This window comes from Deinococcus actinosclerus (genome assembly GCF_001507665.1).
Lineage (GTDB): Bacteria > Deinococcota > Deinococci > Deinococcales > Deinococcaceae > Deinococcus > Deinococcus actinosclerus.
In genome coordinates this window covers 236,159-251,980 of the sequence record NZ_CP013910.1, presented here as the reverse complement: position 1 = coordinate 251,980, position 15,822 = coordinate 236,159, and the positions used below count along the sequence as shown (strand labels likewise).

Annotated in this window: 16 protein-coding genes; 2 read left to right on the top strand and 14 right to left on the bottom strand. The window is 71.0% G+C overall.

Annotated features, from left to right (window positions below):
- Positions 1-61: 61 nt before the first annotated feature.
- The 6 genes from AUC44_RS01215 to AUC44_RS01190 all read right to left on the bottom strand — a co-directional run bounded on the left by AUC44_RS01215 (position 62) and on the right by AUC44_RS01190 (position 5,758).
- Positions 62-880: a TerC family protein gene (locus AUC44_RS01215; protein ID WP_062157034.1), complete on the bottom strand. Its 819-nt coding sequence runs from the start codon at positions 878-880 to the stop codon at positions 62-64.
- A 215-nt stretch (positions 881-1,095) separates the two neighbouring features.
- Positions 1,096-1,761 carry a tRNA (guanosine(18)-2'-O)-methyltransferase TrmH gene (trmH, locus tag AUC44_RS01210; RefSeq protein ID WP_062157033.1) on the bottom strand — a complete coding sequence of 222 codons (666 nt, stop codon included), beginning with the start codon at positions 1,759-1,761 and terminating at the stop codon, positions 1,096-1,098.
- 110 nt (positions 1,762-1,871) lie between these two features.
- On the bottom strand, positions 1,872-2,396 hold the full coding sequence (locus AUC44_RS01205) for a phosphotransferase (RefSeq protein ID WP_062157032.1): 525 nt from the start codon (positions 2,394-2,396) through the stop codon (positions 1,872-1,874).
- A 229-nt stretch (positions 2,397-2,625) separates the two neighbouring features.
- Positions 2,626-3,642 carry an MBL fold metallo-hydrolase gene (locus AUC44_RS01200; RefSeq protein ID WP_062157031.1) on the bottom strand — a complete coding sequence of 339 codons (1,017 nt, stop codon included), beginning with the start codon at positions 3,640-3,642 and terminating at the stop codon, positions 2,626-2,628.
- 9 nt (positions 3,643-3,651) lie between these two features.
- Entirely contained in the window at positions 3,652-5,019 is a 1,368-nt protein-coding gene (locus AUC44_RS01195) for a deoxyribodipyrimidine photo-lyase (RefSeq protein WP_062157030.1), read from the bottom strand.
- Positions 5,020-5,095: 76 nt separating this feature from the next.
- Positions 5,096-5,758 carry a trimeric intracellular cation channel family protein gene (locus AUC44_RS01190; protein ID WP_062157029.1) on the bottom strand — a complete coding sequence of 221 codons (663 nt, stop codon included), beginning with the start codon at positions 5,756-5,758 and terminating at the stop codon, positions 5,096-5,098.
- Between the two features lie 214 nt (positions 5,759-5,972).
- Between AUC44_RS01190 and rpmF the strand changes: the two genes are divergently transcribed.
- The gene (rpmF, locus tag AUC44_RS01185) at positions 5,973-6,155 is read left to right on the top strand and encodes a 50S ribosomal protein L32 (RefSeq protein ID WP_046843905.1); all 183 of its coding nucleotides are present in this window, start codon (positions 5,973-5,975) and stop codon (positions 6,153-6,155) included.
- A gap of 114 nt (positions 6,156-6,269) precedes the next feature.
- On the opposite strand, the gene AUC44_RS01180 is transcribed toward rpmF, so the two are convergent.
- The 3 genes from AUC44_RS01180 to paaZ form a co-directional block, all read right to left on the bottom strand.
- Complete coding sequence (locus AUC44_RS01180) at positions 6,270-8,630, bottom strand: DUF937 domain-containing protein (RefSeq protein ID WP_062157028.1); 2,361 nt, start codon at positions 8,628-8,630, stop codon at positions 6,270-6,272.
- 125 nt (positions 8,631-8,755) lie between these two features.
- Positions 8,756-9,205 (bottom strand): VOC family protein, encoded by a 450-nt coding sequence (locus AUC44_RS16030; RefSeq protein ID WP_082688898.1) that lies wholly within the window; start codon positions 9,203-9,205, stop codon positions 8,756-8,758.
- Positions 9,206-9,254: 49 nt separating this feature from the next.
- Positions 9,255-11,354, bottom strand: coding sequence for a phenylacetic acid degradation bifunctional protein PaaZ (gene paaZ / locus AUC44_RS01170; RefSeq protein ID WP_062157026.1), 2,100 nt, complete (start codon positions 11,352-11,354; stop codon positions 9,255-9,257).
- A gap of 118 nt (positions 11,355-11,472) precedes the next feature.
- On the opposite strand from paaZ, the gene map reads away from it, so the two are divergent.
- Positions 11,473-12,216 carry a type I methionyl aminopeptidase gene (map, locus tag AUC44_RS01165; RefSeq protein ID WP_062157025.1) on the top strand — a complete coding sequence of 248 codons (744 nt, stop codon included), beginning with the start codon at positions 11,473-11,475 and terminating at the stop codon, positions 12,214-12,216.
- Positions 12,217-12,261: 45 nt separating this feature from the next.
- Here map and AUC44_RS01160 read toward each other — a convergent pair whose 3' ends face one another.
- The 5 genes from AUC44_RS01160 to paaA form a co-directional block, all read right to left on the bottom strand.
- The gene (locus AUC44_RS01160; RefSeq protein WP_062157024.1) at positions 12,262-12,771 is read right to left on the bottom strand and encodes a hypothetical protein; all 510 of its coding nucleotides are present in this window, start codon (positions 12,769-12,771) and stop codon (positions 12,262-12,264) included.
- The gene (paaD, locus tag AUC44_RS01155; protein ID WP_417926357.1) at positions 12,768-13,190 is read right to left on the bottom strand and encodes a 1,2-phenylacetyl-CoA epoxidase subunit PaaD; all 423 of its coding nucleotides are present in this window, start codon (positions 13,188-13,190) and stop codon (positions 12,768-12,770) included. The genes AUC44_RS01160 and paaD overlap by 4 nt, the downstream gene beginning before the upstream one ends.
- A gap of 122 nt (positions 13,191-13,312) precedes the next feature.
- A complete protein-coding gene (paaC, locus tag AUC44_RS01150) occupies positions 13,313-14,104 on the bottom strand; it encodes a 1,2-phenylacetyl-CoA epoxidase subunit PaaC (RefSeq protein WP_062157022.1) in 792 nt (263 codons plus the stop codon).
- Positions 14,101-14,691 (bottom strand): phenylacetic acid degradation protein, encoded by a 591-nt coding sequence (locus AUC44_RS01145; RefSeq protein WP_062157021.1) that lies wholly within the window; start codon positions 14,689-14,691, stop codon positions 14,101-14,103. The genes paaC and AUC44_RS01145 overlap by 4 nt, the downstream gene beginning before the upstream one ends.
- A gap of 120 nt (positions 14,692-14,811) precedes the next feature.
- Positions 14,812-15,786, bottom strand: a complete 975-nt coding sequence (paaA, locus tag AUC44_RS01140; RefSeq protein ID WP_062157020.1) for a 1,2-phenylacetyl-CoA epoxidase subunit PaaA — start codon at positions 15,784-15,786, stop codon at positions 14,812-14,814.
- Positions 15,787-15,822: the final 36 nt, after the last annotated feature.

Genomic DNA, 15,822 nt, shown 5'->3' with positions numbered 1-15,822 from the left:
CAAAGCAGCAGGCGGGCCGCGTCCCGGTGAAGGGAGCGGCCCGCGCAGGGGAAGGGCGGCTTCAGCGGCCGTCGATGCGGCCGTCGCTGGCGTCGGCGACCGTGTCGTCGATCTCGTGGACGACGGCGTCGGCCTTCGCCTCGGCGGCCTCGTCACTCATGGCGGGCTGGCGGGTCGCCAGGAACGACCCGATGATGCCGATGGCGGCCATGACGCCCCAGAAGACCGGGGTGGGCATGTGCCAGTAGGGCACGGCGGGGAACACCTCGTGCGCGGCTTCCAGGGTCTCCAGGCCGAGTTTCACGGCGATCCAGCCGACCAGCGCGTAGGCGACGTGGTCGAACGCCGGGTACTTGTTCAGGAGTTTCAGGAACACGGTGGCCGCGATCCGCATGAGGATCAGGCCGATGATCCCGCCGATCACGACGATGGTCAGGCCCTGCTCGCGCGGCATGCCGCGGGGAATCAGCGCGACGCCCGCCAGGATCGAGTCCACGCTGAACGCGAGGTCCGTGAGGTTCAGCAGCACGACGGTCGCCCAGAAGCCCCGGCCCTTGCTCTTGTCGTCGGCCTCGTCCTCGGCGCTCTTGTTCTTCACGAAGTGCGAGATGGCGAGGTACGCGAGGTACGCGGCCCCGAAGGCGCGCAGCCACCAGTACTCCAGGATGTAGCTGGCGAGCAGCACCCCGATGATGCGCAGCACGACCGCCCCGCCGATGCCGTAGGCGAGCGCCTTGCGTTGCAGGTCCCCCTTGAGGTGGCGGACCATGACGGCCAGCACCAGGGCGTTGTCGGCCGAGAGCAGACCTTCGAGGAGGATCAGGGTGCCCAGGATCGCCCAGAATTCCGGGGTGATGGGGGGCATTTCCAGGCCGAACATCAGCGGGCTCCGGTGGCGGCGCGGGCCGCCCGTGCGGTGGTATTGGTCATGTGTGGCATTCCTCTGGCCCCACAGCCGCCTCGGGGGCGGCTCAAGAGGCGCGGTCTGGTCAGTCTAACGGGCGGCGCGGGGCCTGACCCTGAGGCTTCGTGAACGTTTTGCACGCAAGGTGGGCACGCCCCGGGGGACACCCGTCCGGGGGCGGCAGGTGGGCGTCAGGCCAGGATCTGCCCGTGCTCGTCCAGCGCGGGGTAGGCCTCGCCACGCTCGCGGTAGCCGGGGGCGAGGTCGGGGTACGCCCACTCGAACGCCCAGCGGCGCAGGTCCTCGTCGCTCAGCTGCGGGGCGCCGTACATCCCGGCGGCGAGCCGCTGGCGCTGCGCCTCGAACAGGATGGTCGCGGCGGCCACCGACACATTCAGGCTCTGCACCATGCCGAACATCGGGATGATGATGTTGTGGTCGGCGGCGTCGGCGGCCTCGTCGCCCACGCCCCACTTCTCGGCGCCCAGCAGGACGCAGGTGGGGCGGGTGTAGTCCACCTCGCGGTAGTCCACGCTGCGCTGCGAGAGGTGCGTGGCGAGCACCTGGAAGCCCTGGCTCTGCAATTCCCGCACGGCCCCCACGGCATCCGCGTGCTTCTGCACCGGCACCCATTTGTGCGCGCTGCCGCTGGTGGCCTCGAAGGTGTGCCCGTCGAAATCCACGAGCCGCCCGCCGCGCGGCGGCACCGCGTGCGCCTGGAGCACGCCCACCGCGTCGCAGGTGCGCACGATCGCGGAGAGGTTGTGGGGTTTGTTCACCTCGTCCATCAGGACGGTCAGGGTGGGCTGCCGCTTACTCAGCACGCGCAGGATCTTGGCGTAACGCTCCGGGGTCATAACGCTCCAGAGTACCGCACGTCCGCCGGGCGGAGCGCCCCGAGCGCGCCCATCAGCGGGGAGCGGCGCGCGAGCATCCGCGCCGTCCAGCCGTCATCCCGCGTCCCGGCTCACAGGTCGCGCAGCGCGCCGCCCAGGAGGTGCCCCCACCACAGCGCCGGGATCAGCGCGCGGTCCTCGTCGCTCTGGGGGCGCACGTCGGCGTACCCGTGAATGACGTCGTCGTGCGTGCCGCGCCACGCCAGCGCAAAGTCCGCCAGCGGATCGGCGGGCCGCGTGAATTCCAGGTCGAGCAGCCCCGTCCAGCGGTTCCCCTGCACGCGCAGGTTCCAGGGTGTGAGGTCCCCGTGGATCAGGTGTCGGGGCCGCACCTGAACGTGCGCGGTGGCGGCGCGGGCCGCATGCAGGTGCGCGCGGAGCAGGCCCACCCAGCCCGGCTGCGCGGCCTCGTGGGCGTCCAGCAGCGCGTCACTGGACGGGTCGTGCAGGACCACCAGTTCGTCCGGGAAGCCGGGGCGGGGTTCGGGGAGAGGGAGTGAAGCCCAGCGCCCGTGCAGGTCCGCCAGCCAGCGGCCCCGCGCGCGGGCGTCCTCGCGGGGGCGGGGTCGCCGGGCACCCAGGCGTGCAGCGTCCACACCGCTCCCTCCAGTTCAGTGGGGCCGCGCATCAGCCAGGGCAGATTCAGCCCGCAGCCGGTCAGGCGGGTTAGCAGGTCCAGTTCGTACGGCGCGGCGTGCGGATCATGCCAGCGGCGCAGCGCGGCGGCCTCCGTTCCGGCACGGACCTGCCAGTGCCGGTTCAGGCGGCCCCCCAGGAGTTGCGGGTCGCGCAGACCCCAGTCCAGCAGCAGGGCAGGGGGCGGGGTCACGCGCGGGTGAACAGCCCCGCGCCGTCCTCGCGGACGTTTTCGCTCAGGTCACCCGTCCCGGCCAGATACTCCGCGAGGGCGGCCGTCTGGTCGAGCAGCAGCACCGCCTGGATGGGCCGCAGGCGCGGATGCAGCGCGAGGAGCAGGTCGTGGACCGTCATGGGCTGCGTGCAGGCGGCCAGTAGACCGTCCAGTTTCTCGTGCGTGCGGGTCCGCAGCGCGTGGATGCGGGCGCGGGGGTCACGCATGGGGCCGTCGTGTCCGCCCAGGGCGAGGGTCACACCGTCCAGCGCCTCCACGCGGTCCAGCGATGCCAGGAAGGCCGCCACGCCGCTGCCGGGCAGGAACCGCGCGGGCATCAGCGGCGGCGAGTTCAGCGGCAGCAGGTGATCGGCACTGAGGAGCACGTCGTCTATGCGCAGGCAGATCTGGTTCCCCTCGTGCCCCGGCGTGTGGATGACGTGCAGCAGGTCGTCCAGCACGTCCCCGTCGCGCAGGGGCGTGGCGACCGGAAGGGCACGCGGCACGGTCAGATTCGAGCCCCGGCGGCGGATGCGGCCGTCCAGCTCGCTGCCGGGCGGCAGCCCCAGCCACACGGCCTGCGCATCGGGCGGGGTCAGCCAAGCCGCGCGGACCCAGCCGGGCTGCTCGATGAACGGCACGGCGCTGTAGAACGCTGCCACGGGCGCCTCCGTGTGCTCCCGCAGGGCGCTCAGGCCGCCCAGGTGATCCGGGTGCGGGTGCGTGATCACGATCCGGCTCAGGGTCTCCAGGCTCACCGCCTCGCCGTACCCATCCCGCACCGCCGCAAGGCCCGCCTGGAGGTCACCCAGGCTGTCCGGTCCAGCCCCGCCCGTATCCACCAGGGCCGCATACGCCGGGGCGTGCGCATCACCGCGCACGAGCAGGTACACGTTCGCGCGGAAGTTCGGGAAGGCCCGCACCGGCAGCGTGTACACGCGCGTGCCGCCACTCGTCACGTGCAGCGCGGGAAGGGAGGCCACGTCGGTCATGAGCGGACTCTAGCGGCTGCGGGGCGCCGGGCTCCCCTTTTCCGCCCACTGCCGGGCGTACTTGTCGATGTCGAATTTGCGTTTCAGGCCGCCGGCGTTCATGTAGCGCACCGTGCCGAAGATGGGGCGGCGGGTCCAGGGGCGGTCGTGCAGGCCGAACACCCAGCCGACGCCCACCCAGGAGTTCGGGTCGCGGCCGTCCTGTTCGTGGCGGTTGTTCAGCCACAGCAGCGTATCGAAGGCCTGCTGGGGGGTGGGGGTCCATTCGAGGACTTTCTTGCCCCAGTACATGCGCATGTAGTTGTGCATGCGGCCGGTGCGGGTCATCTGGCGCTGCGCGGCGTTCCAGTACGGGTCGTGCGTCTGCGCCCCGTCCAGTTCGGCGCGGGTGTAGGTGTGGTCGCGGCGGTCCCCGGCGTGTTCGTCCAGCGTGGCGCGCGCCCAGGCAGGGAGGCCCGCGTAGCGGTCGTAGTCGGGGTTGTAGGTGGAGTAGTTGAAGCTGAGTTCGCGCCGCACGATGAGTTCTTCCAGGAAGGCGTCGGTGTCGGGGCCGGGATGTTCGCGCGCGGCGAGCGCGGCGGTCAGCGGGGAGAGGTGCCCGTAGTGCAGGTGCGCGCTGAGGCGGCTGCTGCCGTCCACGGTGGGGTCGTTCCGGCGAGTGTCGTACCCGTCGAGCTTGCGGGTGATGAAGTCTTCCAGCAGGTCGTGCGCGGCGGTCTCGCCGCCTTCCTCCTCGCCGGGCGGGACGCTGTGATCGATGGGAAGGGTCTTCAAGAGGCGGGCGGGGTCGGTGACGTCCACGCCGCCGTCCCAGTCGCGCGCGCGGCGTTTCAGGTCGTGGGCGTCGAGCGGGACGAGGTAGTCGTGCCACAGCCGGTGGATCTTCGGGCGGATGGTGCGCGCCGCGTACTCCTGCTTGCCGCTGACCACCCCCACGGGAATGACCGCCTCGGATTCCACCTGCACCAGCGGCACGTCCAGCCGGTCGGCCAGCCACTCGCGCCACTCGCGCTGCAGGCGGGTGTAGCCCACGTCGGTCACGACGAGCGCTGCGCCCTCCCCCGCCGCATCCAGGGCCACCTCGGGCGGGCTGCCCAGGGTCACGCGCAGCGGCACGTCCCGCGCGGCGAGGTTGGCGCGCAGGTCCCGCAGGCCCTCCAGCAGGTAGGCGTAGTGGCGGGCGTTCGCCTCGGGGTAACCGGGCGTCAGGCCGAACGCGGCGACGAGCGGCAGGTTCAGGCGGTTGGCCTCGCGCACGGCGTATTCCAGGGCGTGGTTGTCGCGGGTGCGGACGCTGGCCTGCACCCACAGCAGCACGAAGCCCTCCCGGCGGGGCGTGCCGGGCCGCAGGGGCTGCACGCGGGCGTCATGGATCATGCCTGCCGTTGTACCAGCCGTGCGGGCCGCGCGGGGGTGGGATCGCTGACCGTTCCCTGGCAGCTCACGTCGGGGCTCAGCCCTGCGGGGTGTCCTCGGGGAGGCGGCGGACCGGGAGGCGCACCCAGCCGCGCCGGGAGATCCAGCGTAGCCCCCACACGACCACCGCGCCGCTGAACTGCGCCTGGAACGGCGTGACGTGGGGGTACAGCAGCCACACGGTCAGCGCCCCGGCGGCGGCGGCGGTGGCGTACAGCTGCTCGCTGCGGTACATGATCTCCGGGACCTCGTTGGCGATCAGGTCGCGGATCACGCCGCCCCCCACGCCGGACAGCATCCCGGCGAACACCACGCCCAGCGGGCCCAGCCCGAAGTTCAGCGCGCCGAGCGCGCCGGACGCCGCGAACAGGCCCAGGCCCGCCGTGTCGAAGATGCTCAGGGTCCGCTCGAAGCGGGCCAGGCGCGTGCCGAACGCGAATGCCAGCCCGGAGCCCAGCAGCGCGGCGTACAGGTACGTCTCGTCCCGCAGGAACAGCGGCGGGGTCTGCCCGGTCAGTGTGTCGCGGATCGCGCCGCCGCCCACGGCGGTCACGCAGCCCAGCACGAGCACGCCGAACAGGTCGAAGCGTTTGCGCACGCCCAGCAGCGCGCCGGACATCGCGAAGGCCAGCACGCCGATCAGGTCGAGCACACGCAGGCCGGTCTCCAGCGTGATGGGCGCCCACTCCAGTTCATGCACGCCTCCCACTGTAAGACGCCCCCCGGCGGCGCGGCTTCACGCACCCCAGATGGAGCCCGGCTGGAGGGGCCACGCACCTTCATGAACAGCGAGGCGCGGCTCACTGTCCCGGATCGGCGAGGCTGTGGTATACTCCCCGCTGTTGTCTCGGCTGGGTTCCCCCGGCGAGAATCGCGCCCCGGCGAGAAACGCCGTGTGGCCCAGGAGAACAGACATGGCCAAGCACCCCGTTCCCAAGAAGAAGACCAGCAAGAGCAAGCGCGACATGCGCCGCAGCCACCACGCCCTCGTCGCGCCCAACCTGACCGAGTGCCCCCAGTGCCACGCGAAGAAGCTCAGCCACCACATCTGCCCCAGCTGCGGCTACTACAACGGCCGTCAGGTGCTCGCGGTCTAATCCCCGCCCGCACGGACGACACCCCCGCCCCGCGCGGGGGTGTTGCCTTGGCGGCCCCACACAGGACCGGGCCCGCGGCCTCCGGGTGGAGGCGCGGGCCGTGAAGGCTGTTCCTTACCGGCCGACGGTGAGGTTCACGGTGCTCAGGGGCGCGGCGGCCGCGTCACCCAGCGGGCGGACCTCGTAGGTGATCCGGCCGGCGCCGGGGCGGCTCTGGTAGCTCCAGCCGCAGGTGGCGTCCAGCGGGACGTCCTTCGTGCCGATGGTGCGCGCGCCGCGCTTGACGGTCACGCTGTACCCCTCGCCCTGGCCGACCCCGCCGAAGCGGAAGGGTTCGTTCACGGTCTGCCCGTCGGTGATGCTCAGGGTGTAGTCCCTGTCGCAGGCGGCGGCGCTGGCGTCGGCTGCGGGCGCACTGACGGTCGCCGCGACCGACCCGAGGTCCGTGCCGTTCGGGCCGCGCACCGTGTATGTGTGCGCCCCGGCGGCCGGGCTGGGCACGTCGAAGCTCCAGGCGCCGTCCTCGCTGATGGTGAGGGTGCCGAGGCTGGTGCCGTCCTCGAACAGCTCCACTGCCTGCCCGGCCGCGCCGGTGCCGCGCAGCGTGAACGTCCCGGCGGGCAGCGTGGCGTTCGCCGCGGGTTCGCTGATCGTGAAGGTGGCGCCCGTCCCGGCGGTGTCCGCGCTGTCCGTCCCCGCACTGGCGGTGTCGGTGCTGGCGGTATCAGTGCTGGCAGGGTCGGTGCTGGCGGTGTCGGCACCGTTCGTGTCGGTGCCCGTCGCGTCGGAGCTGCCCGCATCGGCGCTGCCGGTCTGCGTGCCGCTGGCGTCGGTGACGTTCACCTTCAGCTCGCTGCGCGCGCCGCCGCCGTCCACGCTGTAGGTGTGCTCGCCGGGGGTGGGGGCGGGCAGGTCCGCCGACCAGTTGCCGTCCGCGCCGACGGTGGCCTTCCCGACCTCCTGCCCCTGATCCGAGATGGTCAGCTCGGTGTTCGCCGGGCCGGTGCCGCTCATGGTGAACCCCTCGGCGGGCAGGTCCGCGCCGGACGTGGGATTCGTCACCACCAGACTCGCCGCCTGCGCGCTAGTGGCCGCCGGGGTCGCCGCGCGGTTCTGGTTGACCAGCCAGCAGCCCCCCAGGCCCAGCAGGAGCAGCAGCGCCAGCAGCCACCACGGGAAGCCCCGGCGCCGCTCGGGCGGGGTCGAGGCCGGAGCCGCCGGGGGCGGGGGCGTCGTGAGCGGGGAGGTCGTGACGGGCGCCGCCCCCGGCGGCACGCGGGCCGCTGCGGGCGCCGGGGTGACGGGGATGGTCGCGGCGCCCGGTGCTCCGGTACTCAGCGCTCCGGTACTCAGCGCTCCGGCGCCCAGCAGCGCGCCCAGCCCCGTCATGCCCGCCGGGAGCAGGCCCGGCAGGTGACCTTCCAGGCCGGCCAGCAGGCCCCGGACCCCAGCGGCGTCAAGCTGTCCCGCGCGGGCGCGGGCGCCCAGCAGGGCCAGCAGCAGGGGGCCCATCAGCGCTAGCAGGCGCCCGGCGCTGGCGCCACTGCCGCCCAGCGCGGACCCCAGGCGACCCGTGACCATGCCCATGTCCGGGAACAGCGTGCCGATCAGCGTGCGGCCCTGCCCCTCGACGCGGGCCGTCTCGGCCGGGTCACCCAGCAGCCCGGTCTTCAGCGTGCCGTCCGCCCCGACCAGATCCATGGCAGCGGCGCTGCGGTCGAGCAGATCCCGCGCGCCCGCCTCCGAACCGGCGCGCTGCACCAGGGCGCCGAGCAGCACCGGCAGGGCCGCCTGCGTCGCCCGGCCCGCCGCGCCGCCACTGAACCCGGCGGCCACCCCGATCCGCTCGGCAGTCCTGCCACTGAACTGGGCGCGCAGCCAGTCCAGCAGGGCGGGGCCGCTCAGGGCCGCCAGTCCGGCGGCGCCGACTGCCGCCATTCCCGGGGTCGTCGCCGTCACGTGGGGCGCGCCCGCCGTCAGGCCGGCCGGCTCCACGTGGGCCGCGCCGGGCTGCGCCAGGCCGCCCCGCACCTCGCCCAGGCGCGCGCCGACATTGCCGGCGTTCACCCCGAACCGGCCCAGCAGGCTGAGCAGCAGCGGCAGCGTCATCTGCGTGAGGCGCGCCGCGCTCTCCTGCGGGATGCCGGCGCGGCCCGCCACCTGCCCGGCCAGCGTCCCGGCCTGATCGCCCAGCAGCGCGGGCAGCAGCAGCTCACCGGCCTGCTGGAGGTTCGACGCGCCGTCCGGTTCGTTCAGCGCGGCCGGGACGCTCTCGAACAGCGGTAGGCTGGCGATCGCCTCGGCGATGTGCCCGCCGGCCGGGGTGTCCGCCTGCGCGGCCAGCGCCTCGAGTTCCAGGGGCAGCGCCGCGTCCAGGGCGCGGCGCGCCGCCGGGGCGTCCAGCCCGGCGGCCTGCCCCAGCTGGGTGGCCGCCTGCTCATCGAAAAAAGCGTGCAGAAGTTCGGTGAAGTCCATGCAGTCCTCCCAGTGGGGCGTTCACGGTCCGTCCGTGACGTGCCCGGCGCCTCCACGCCCGCTCACCCCGCCCGGGCGTGTCACGACGCACACGCGGAACGGGCGGGAGTTGTTGCCGGATGAGGTCAACGTACCATCCGCCCGGAAGGCCCCGTCAGGCGCGTGAATTCACGATTCCTTGACCCGCCCGCCGCTCGGCGCACGCCCGGATGGCCGCGCGGCACGACCTCCAGCCGCTTCCCGAACGGATCGGTCAGGAACACGCGGGCCACCCCGGCCTCCCGATCGGCGCGGTACGGCACGCCGTGACGAACGCCGTGCGCGGTGAACGCCGCCAGATCGGCGCAGCGCAGGCCAGGGTGACCCTTCCCGCGCGGCACGACCTCCGGCGTGACGCCCACGGGCTGCTGCCAGCCGTCCGGCAGGCCGAACCATACGCCACCATTGCGCCGCAGGGCTTCAGGTTTCACGCGTTCCGGCAGCCCCAGGAACGTCCCGAAGAACGCGCGGGCCTGCGCCTCACACCCCGCCGGAGCCTCGATCTGCACGTGATCCAGTCCAGTGACGAATGACATAGGCGGAGCGTACGCCACGGCACGCCCCGCCTCCGGTCACGGCCCGGGGTTACGCCTGAACGCCGCTCTCCCCGGCGGGCGGATCGAACCCGTCGCGCGCCCGCTCGACGAGCGTGAGGATGTCGTACGTGGCGACCAGGACGCCGTCCTGGTTGGTGATCTCGCTGCGCCACTCGACCACGCCGGTCGGGCGGGTCTCGCCGGGGCGCAGGTCCTTGCGGATCTTGCGCTTGCAGGTGAGCCGGGTGCGGATGGTGTCCCCGATGCCGACGGGTTCGATGAACCGCAGGTTCTCCAGGCCGTAGTTGGCGAGCACCGGCCCCGGCGCGGGCGACACGAACTGCCCCGCCGCCGCCGAGATCAGGAAGTAGCCGTGCGCCACGCGCTTCCCGAAGATGCCCTCCCGCGCGCCGATCTCATCGACGTGCGCGTAGAAGTGGTCGCCGGTCAGGCCGGCGAAGTTCACGATGTCCGCCTCCGTGACGGTCCGGCGGTGCGTGAGGAGGCTGTCCCCCACCTGAATCTCGTCGAAGGACTTGCGGAAGGGGTGCACCACGTCCTCCTGCACGTCCGCGCCGGGCACGAACTCCCGCGTGATCGCGGTGAGGGTGGTCGGGTCGGCCTGCACCGCCACGCGGTTCATGTGGTGCCGCACCGCGCTGAGGCCCCCCAGTTCCGAGCCGCCCCCCGCGCGGCCCGGCCCGCCGTGGTTCAGCTGTGGCAGCGGCGACCCGTGCCCGGTGTTCTCCTTCGCGTTGTCGCGGTTGAGCACCAGCAGGCGCCCGTGCGAACTCGCCATGCCCAGCACGAGTTCCGTCGCCTCGGCGCGGTCGCGGGACACGATGCTCCCGGCCAGCGACCCCCGGCCCAGCTTCGTGAGGTGAATCGCGTCCTCCAGCGAGTCGTACGGCAGCAGCGTCGCCACCGGCCCGAACGCCTCCAGCTCGTGCGGTCCCCGCGCGGTCAGGGGGCTCTCGCACAGCAGCACCGTCGGGTCGAGGAACGCGCCCTTCTCGCGGTCGCCGCCCAGCAGCTGCGCCTCGCCGCTGATCACCACGCGGGCCTCGGCCTGCAACTTCTCCAGCGTCTCACGGACCCGCTCACGCTGCTCCACGCTCACCAGTGCGCCCATCCGCACGTCGTCGCGCGCCGGGTCGCCCAGCGTCACCTTGCTCAACTCGCGGCGCAGGCCCTCCGTCACCGCCTCCACCAGATGGGACGGCACCAGCGCCCGGCGGATCGCGGTGCACTTCTGCCCGGCCTTCCCGGTCATCTCGCGCGCCACCTCGCGCACGAACAGCGCGAATTCCGGGTCCTCGGGCTTCACCGACAGGCCCAGCACAGACGCGTTCAGACTGTCCGCCTCCGCATTGAACGGCACTGACCGCCCCACGATCGCCGGATGCACCCGCAGTTTCGCCGCTGTAGCCGCCGACCCGGTGAACGCCACCACGTCCTGCTCCTCCACGTGATCGAGCAGCGACCCCGGCTCTCCGGTCACGAGTTGCAGCGTCCCCTCCGGAATCAGGCCCGACGCCACGATGTCCCGCACGACCCGCTCGGTCAGGTACGCCGTCTGCGGCGCGGGCTTCACCAGACTCGGCATCCCCCCGATGAACGCCGGCGCGAACTTCTCCAGCATCCCCCACACCGGGAAGTTGAACGCATTGATCTGCACCGCCACGCCCTCACGCGGCACGAGCAGGTGACGCCCCACGAACGTCCCCTCGCGCCCCAGGCGCTCCACCTTGCCGTCCGGCCAGAAGCGCTCGTCCGGCAGTTCCCGCCGCGCCGCACTCGCGTAACTGAACAGCGTGCCGATCCCACCCTCGATATCCACCCACGAATCCCGCCGCGTCGCGCCCGTCAACGCACTCAGGGCGTAGTACGCCTCCTTGCGCTCCATGAGGAACGCGCCCAGCGCCTTCAGCGCCCGCGCCCGCTCATGGAACGTCATGCGCCGCAGCGCCCCACCCGCCCGCCGGCCATACGCCAGCGCCCCGCCGAAATCCACGCCCTCCGAGGAAATCACAGCCACCGGACGCCCATACACCGCGTCCAAGAGCACCTGCCCATCCGCATTCGCATGCCACGAACCAGACACGTAAGACGCCGGACGAAGAAGATCAGAAGTGATTGATTGAGTCACAAAGAAACGCTCCTTGGAGAGAAAGAAGATTCGATCTGATGTTGAGGGGGAGCCGGGCAAACATGCAGCTCACCGCTCCACCACAGTCCGAACTGCAACGACGCGCTTACACTGCTGCATGACGATCACCACGCAGCATGAACTGGACGGCATGACCCTCGCCGGGCAGGTCGTCGCCCGCACCCTGGACGCCCTGCGCGCCGCCGTCGAACCGGGCGTGACGCCCGCCGAACTGGACGCCCTGGCCGGGCAGGTGTTCGCGGGGTTCGGGGCGTTCTCCGCCCCGCGGGCCGAGTACGGCGCGCCCGTGAACGTGTTCATCAGCGTGAACGACGACATCGTCCACGGCCTGCCCACCCACCGCCCGCTTCAGGCGGGGGACGTGGTGTGCATCGACGTCACGCCGAACGTCGGCGGGTTCGTCGCGGACGCCGCCATCACGGTCGCCGTGCCGCCCGTCTCCCCCACCGCCGCCCGCCTCATCGAGGCTGCCGAGGCTGCCCTGGCGCGCGGACTGAACGCCGCCCGCGCCGGACAACCCCTGAACGGCATCGGGCGCGCCATTCAGACCGAGGTTCAGCGCCGGGGCTTCACCCTCCTGCCGGAACTTCAGGGGCACGGCGTGGGCCGCGCCATCCACGAGAAACCCGACGTCCCGAACTACTACCGCCCCGCACTCCGCAAACCCCTGCACGAGGGCCTCGTGATCGCCGTGGAACCCATGATCAGCACCGGCAGAAGCCCCCGAGTCCGCACCCGCCGCGACGGCTGGACGCTCGCCACCACCGACGGCGGCCTCGCCGCCCACGTCGAACACACCATCATGATCACCAAAGGGAAACCGGTGATCCTGACGGCATGAAAGTAATTTTTCTGTTGAGACCGTCCAGGGCTTGAACATTGAGACTCAGTCGCTCTCAACCACGAGGAACATGCCAGCCATTTTCTCGTCGAGAATAACAACACCGTTTTCGAAGACGTATTGGGGATCGCTCCACCCCAAACCTGAGTAAGCGGTGGGCTGCTCAAAAAGACCGAAAAAGTCAGTGACCAATTCTTCGGCGACACGTGCAGGTACAGTTTCGACCGTGTGGCCGATGCTTCCGCCGCCTATCAATGACTGACGCAGAAACTCAGGGGCATCGCTGGGGTTGGTTGCGTACTCCACCCAACCTGACGCGACCTGCCCTTGCGAGGCAATGGGCGGCATTTTTTCCAGGTATGCACTGAGAGTTTCGTGCTCACCCCACAGCTTGAAGAGCCGATCAAGCATCTCTTCTTCACTCAAACCGCCCCGCTGCCACTCTGCCGTAGAGATCAAATCCAGCCTGTATTTCCCGTGCATCCTGGGAAAAGCAGCCAGTCGCTCCTGTATTCCACGCAGCGTCTCCAGGGCCTCCGGCTGAATGTCACTCATACGCTCTTGAAGCCCTCGAAGGGTTCGCGGCAGGTGTCGCAGACGTACATGCGCTTGCACAGGGTCGGGCCGAACGAGGCGGTCATGCGGACGTTCAGGCTGCCGCAGCGGGGGCAGCGGGTGGGTTCCGCGTCCAGCTGAATCAGTTGCCCTTCCCCGGTGGGGGCGGGGGGCGCGATGCCGTACTGCCGCAGCCGCTCCCGGGCGTCGTCATTGATCCAGTCGGTCGTCCAGGGGGGGGTGAGGGTGCTGCGGACCTCGACGTCCGTGACACCCAGGTCGCGCACCGCCTGCTCAATGCTGTCCCGGATGACGTGCAGGGCGGGGCAGCCGCTGAAGGTGGGCGTGAACGTCACCGTCACGCGCCCCGCGTCGCTCACGGTCACGTCGCGGACCATGCCCATGTCCGTGATGCTCACGACGGGAATCTCGGGATCTGGGACGCTGGCCAGCGCGGCCCAGACGGCAGATGGCTGAATGCTGATGGCCGATGATGCAGGGCACTCTGCCTTCTGCCTTCCGCCTTCTGCCATCCGCCCGTTCACCAGACCTCGGCGTCGGGGTGTTGCCGGGCGACGCGCTGCATCTCTTCCAGCAGGGGGGCGAGGTGCTCGGTGTGCGTGTCGCGGCCGGGCTGGGTGGCGGGCGCGTCGGGGAGGGTGAGGCCGCATTTGTCCACGAGGTGCCGGGTGACGAGGTCGCTCCAGCGGGCGTGCACGGCGTTCAGGTCGGTCAGGATGCCAGAGGCGGTCAGCTCGGCCTCGCCCTCGACGGGCTGGAAGAGCTGCGCGGCGTGCGGCCACAGTTCGGTCAGGGCGGCCTGGGTGCGGCGTTCGCTCTCCGGCGTGCCCAGGGCGAGGCGTTCGACCCACAGGGCGGTGTGCTGCACGTGGAATTTCTCCTCGCGCACGGCCTTCGCGGCAATTTCTGCCAGGGGCGCGTAGGTGCTGCGGGTGGCGGCCTCCAGCCACAGCGCTTCGGAGGTGTCGTACAGGAACTGCCGGACCATCGTGAATGCCCAGTCGCCTTTCGGGAGTTCCACGAGGCGGGTGTTGCGGTAGTCGTCCGGGCCACGCCAGAAGGCGACCTGGTCGGGGTCGCTGCCGCCGAGGGTCTGCGCGAGGCTCAGGTACAGCCCGGCGTGCCCGAGTTCGTCCTGCGCGATGTTCGCCAGCGCGATGTCCTCTTCCAGGATGGGGGCGTGCCCGGTCCACTCGCCGTCGCGGTGCGCGAGGATGATCTCGTCGTCGGCCAGGACCGTGAGTTTCAGGAGGAGGGCTCGCGTCTGCGTGTCGGTCAGTTCGGTGCCGCTGATGGATGGAGTGGTGGTCATGCGCCTTCCTCGCTGGCGGCGCGGCCCGGCATCAGCCCGGCGCGTTTCAGTTCGCCGACGTGACGGCCGATCACGCCGTAGTGCTGCTGCTGCTTGTACGTCTTGTCTTTCGCGGGCGCGAACCAGCTCTCGACGGTGCCGGGGTCCTCGTCCGTGCGGACGACGGCCGTTTCCGGGAAGACCATCCAGGCGAGCACGTCGGGGTGCAGGCTCTGCGCCTGCCGCAGCGCGTCGCCGCTCCCGCTGGCCTGCACGGTGCCGCTGAGATCCACGAAGGTCATGCTGCGCTTGTTCGTGCGTTTCACGCCCACGTGGTACGTTCCGGCCTCGCCCGGCGTATCCAGCAGCGCGGAATTCGTGGTCAGTTCCTCGGGCGTGGCGGTCAGGATGTCATCCTCACGGACGCACCAGAGGCTCACGGCCGCCGGGCGGCGCACGAACACGTTCCGCGCAGTGAGGAGCGCGTGCTGGGGATCACCGGCATGCACACTGCCCACCGCCTGATGCGGGCGGTTCGGGGCGTCCTGCTTGAACACCTCCCAGCGCGGCCACTGCGTGTCGGGAGAAGAGGATTGAGGTTGAGTCATGGATAGAGTTCCTTTCTGGGCTGCAGGGTGACCCCTCAGTCCGCTGCGCGGCCAGCTCCCCTCAGAGGGGAGCCCCTGTGGTGGTTGGCTCCCCTTGAGCGAAGCTGACTGAGGGGTTCTTCAGTCGGCCGCGACTGCGCGCTGGCGGTCTGCGTAGGCCTGGAGGGCGTCGCGCACCCAGGCGCCGTCGTCGTGGGCGGCCTGTCGGGCACCGAGGCGTTCCCTGTTGAGGCCCTGCTCGCCGCGGATGACGGCCCAGAACTCATCCCAGTGGATGGGGCCGTGGCGCCAGTTGCCCTGCCCGTCCTGGTGGAGGTCCGGGTCGGGGATGGTGAGGCCCGCTTCGAGCAGTTCGGGGACGTGCTCGTTGATGAATTCCTGCCGGACCTCGTCGTTGCTCTTGAGCTTGATGCCCCATTTGCTCAGGACGCCGCTGTTGGGGCTGTCGGCGTCGTGTGGGCCGAGCATCATCATGGCGGGCCACCACCAGCGGTTCAGGGCGTCCTGCGCCATGGCGCGCTGCTCGGGGGTGCCCTGGGCGTAGGCGACGATCATTTCCTTGCCCTGCTTGTGGTGGAAGGTTTCCTCCGAGCAGATGCGGACCATGGCGCGGCTGTACGGGCCGTAGGAGCAGCCGGCGAGCATGGTCTGGTTCTTGATGGCAGCGCCGTCCACGAGCCAGCCGATCATGCCGACGTCCGCCCAGGTGTGGGTGGGGTAGTTGAAGATGCTGCTGTATTTGGCCCTGCCGCTCAGGAGGGCCTGCAGCATGTCCTCGCGGGTGGCGCCGAGCGTTTCGGCGGCGTGGTAGAGGTACTGGCCGTGCCCGGCCTCGTCCTGGACCTTGGCCATGAGGATGGTCTTGCGTTTCAGGCTGGGCGCGCGGGTGATCCATTCGCCTTCGGGGAGCATGCCGACGACTTCGCTGTGGGCGTGCTGGCTGATCATGCGGATGAGCTGGCGGCGGTACTCGGCGGGCATCCAGTCGCCGGCCTCGATCTTCTCGCCGCGGGCGATGCGGGCCTCGAAGTGGGCGTGCTGCTCGGCAGTTTCGCCGGGTGTGATACCGGTCTGGGCGGGGGTGGGGTGGGTCATGGGGACAACCTCCGGATGGGGACTTGCCCCCAGTGT

What these genes read in the sequence shown, in the direction of transcription:
- paaC (WP_062157022.1), bottom strand. Translation starts at nt 14,104, where the DNA reads ATGACCACCACTCCATCCATCAGCGGCACCGAACTGACCGACACGCAG.
- AUC44_RS01195 (WP_062157030.1), bottom strand. Translation starts at nt 5,019, where the DNA reads ATGATCCATGACGCCCGCGTGCAGCCCCTGCGGCCCGGCACGCCCCGC.
- rpmF (WP_046843905.1), top strand. Translation starts at nt 5,973, where the DNA reads ATGGCCAAGCACCCCGTTCCCAAGAAGAAGACCAGCAAGAGCAAGCGC.
- trmH (WP_062157033.1), bottom strand. Translation starts at nt 1,761, where the DNA reads ATGACCCCGGAGCGTTACGCCAAGATCCTGCGCGTGCTGAGTAAGCGG.
- AUC44_RS16030 (WP_082688898.1), bottom strand. Translation starts at nt 9,205, where the DNA reads ATGTCATTCGTCACTGGACTGGATCACGTGCAGATCGAGGCTCCGGCG.
- paaA (WP_062157020.1), bottom strand. Translation starts at nt 15,786, where the DNA reads ATGACCCACCCCACCCCCGCCCAGACCGGTATCACACCCGGCGAAACT.
- AUC44_RS01180 (WP_062157028.1), bottom strand. Translation starts at nt 8,630, where the DNA reads ATGGACTTCACCGAACTTCTGCACGCTTTTTTCGATGAGCAGGCGGCC.
- AUC44_RS01145 (WP_062157021.1), bottom strand. Translation starts at nt 14,691, where the DNA reads ATGACTCAACCTCAATCCTCTTCTCCCGACACGCAGTGGCCGCGCTGG.
- AUC44_RS01200 (WP_062157031.1), bottom strand. Translation starts at nt 3,642, where the DNA reads ATGACCGACGTGGCCTCCCTTCCCGCGCTGCACGTGACGAGTGGCGGC.
- map (WP_062157025.1), top strand. Translation starts at nt 11,473, where the DNA reads ATGACGATCACCACGCAGCATGAACTGGACGGCATGACCCTCGCCGGG.
- AUC44_RS01160 (WP_062157024.1), bottom strand. Translation starts at nt 12,771, where the DNA reads ATGAGTGACATTCAGCCGGAGGCCCTGGAGACGCTGCGTGGAATACAG.
- AUC44_RS01215 (WP_062157034.1), bottom strand. Translation starts at nt 880, where the DNA reads ATGTTCGGCCTGGAAATGCCCCCCATCACCCCGGAATTCTGGGCGATC.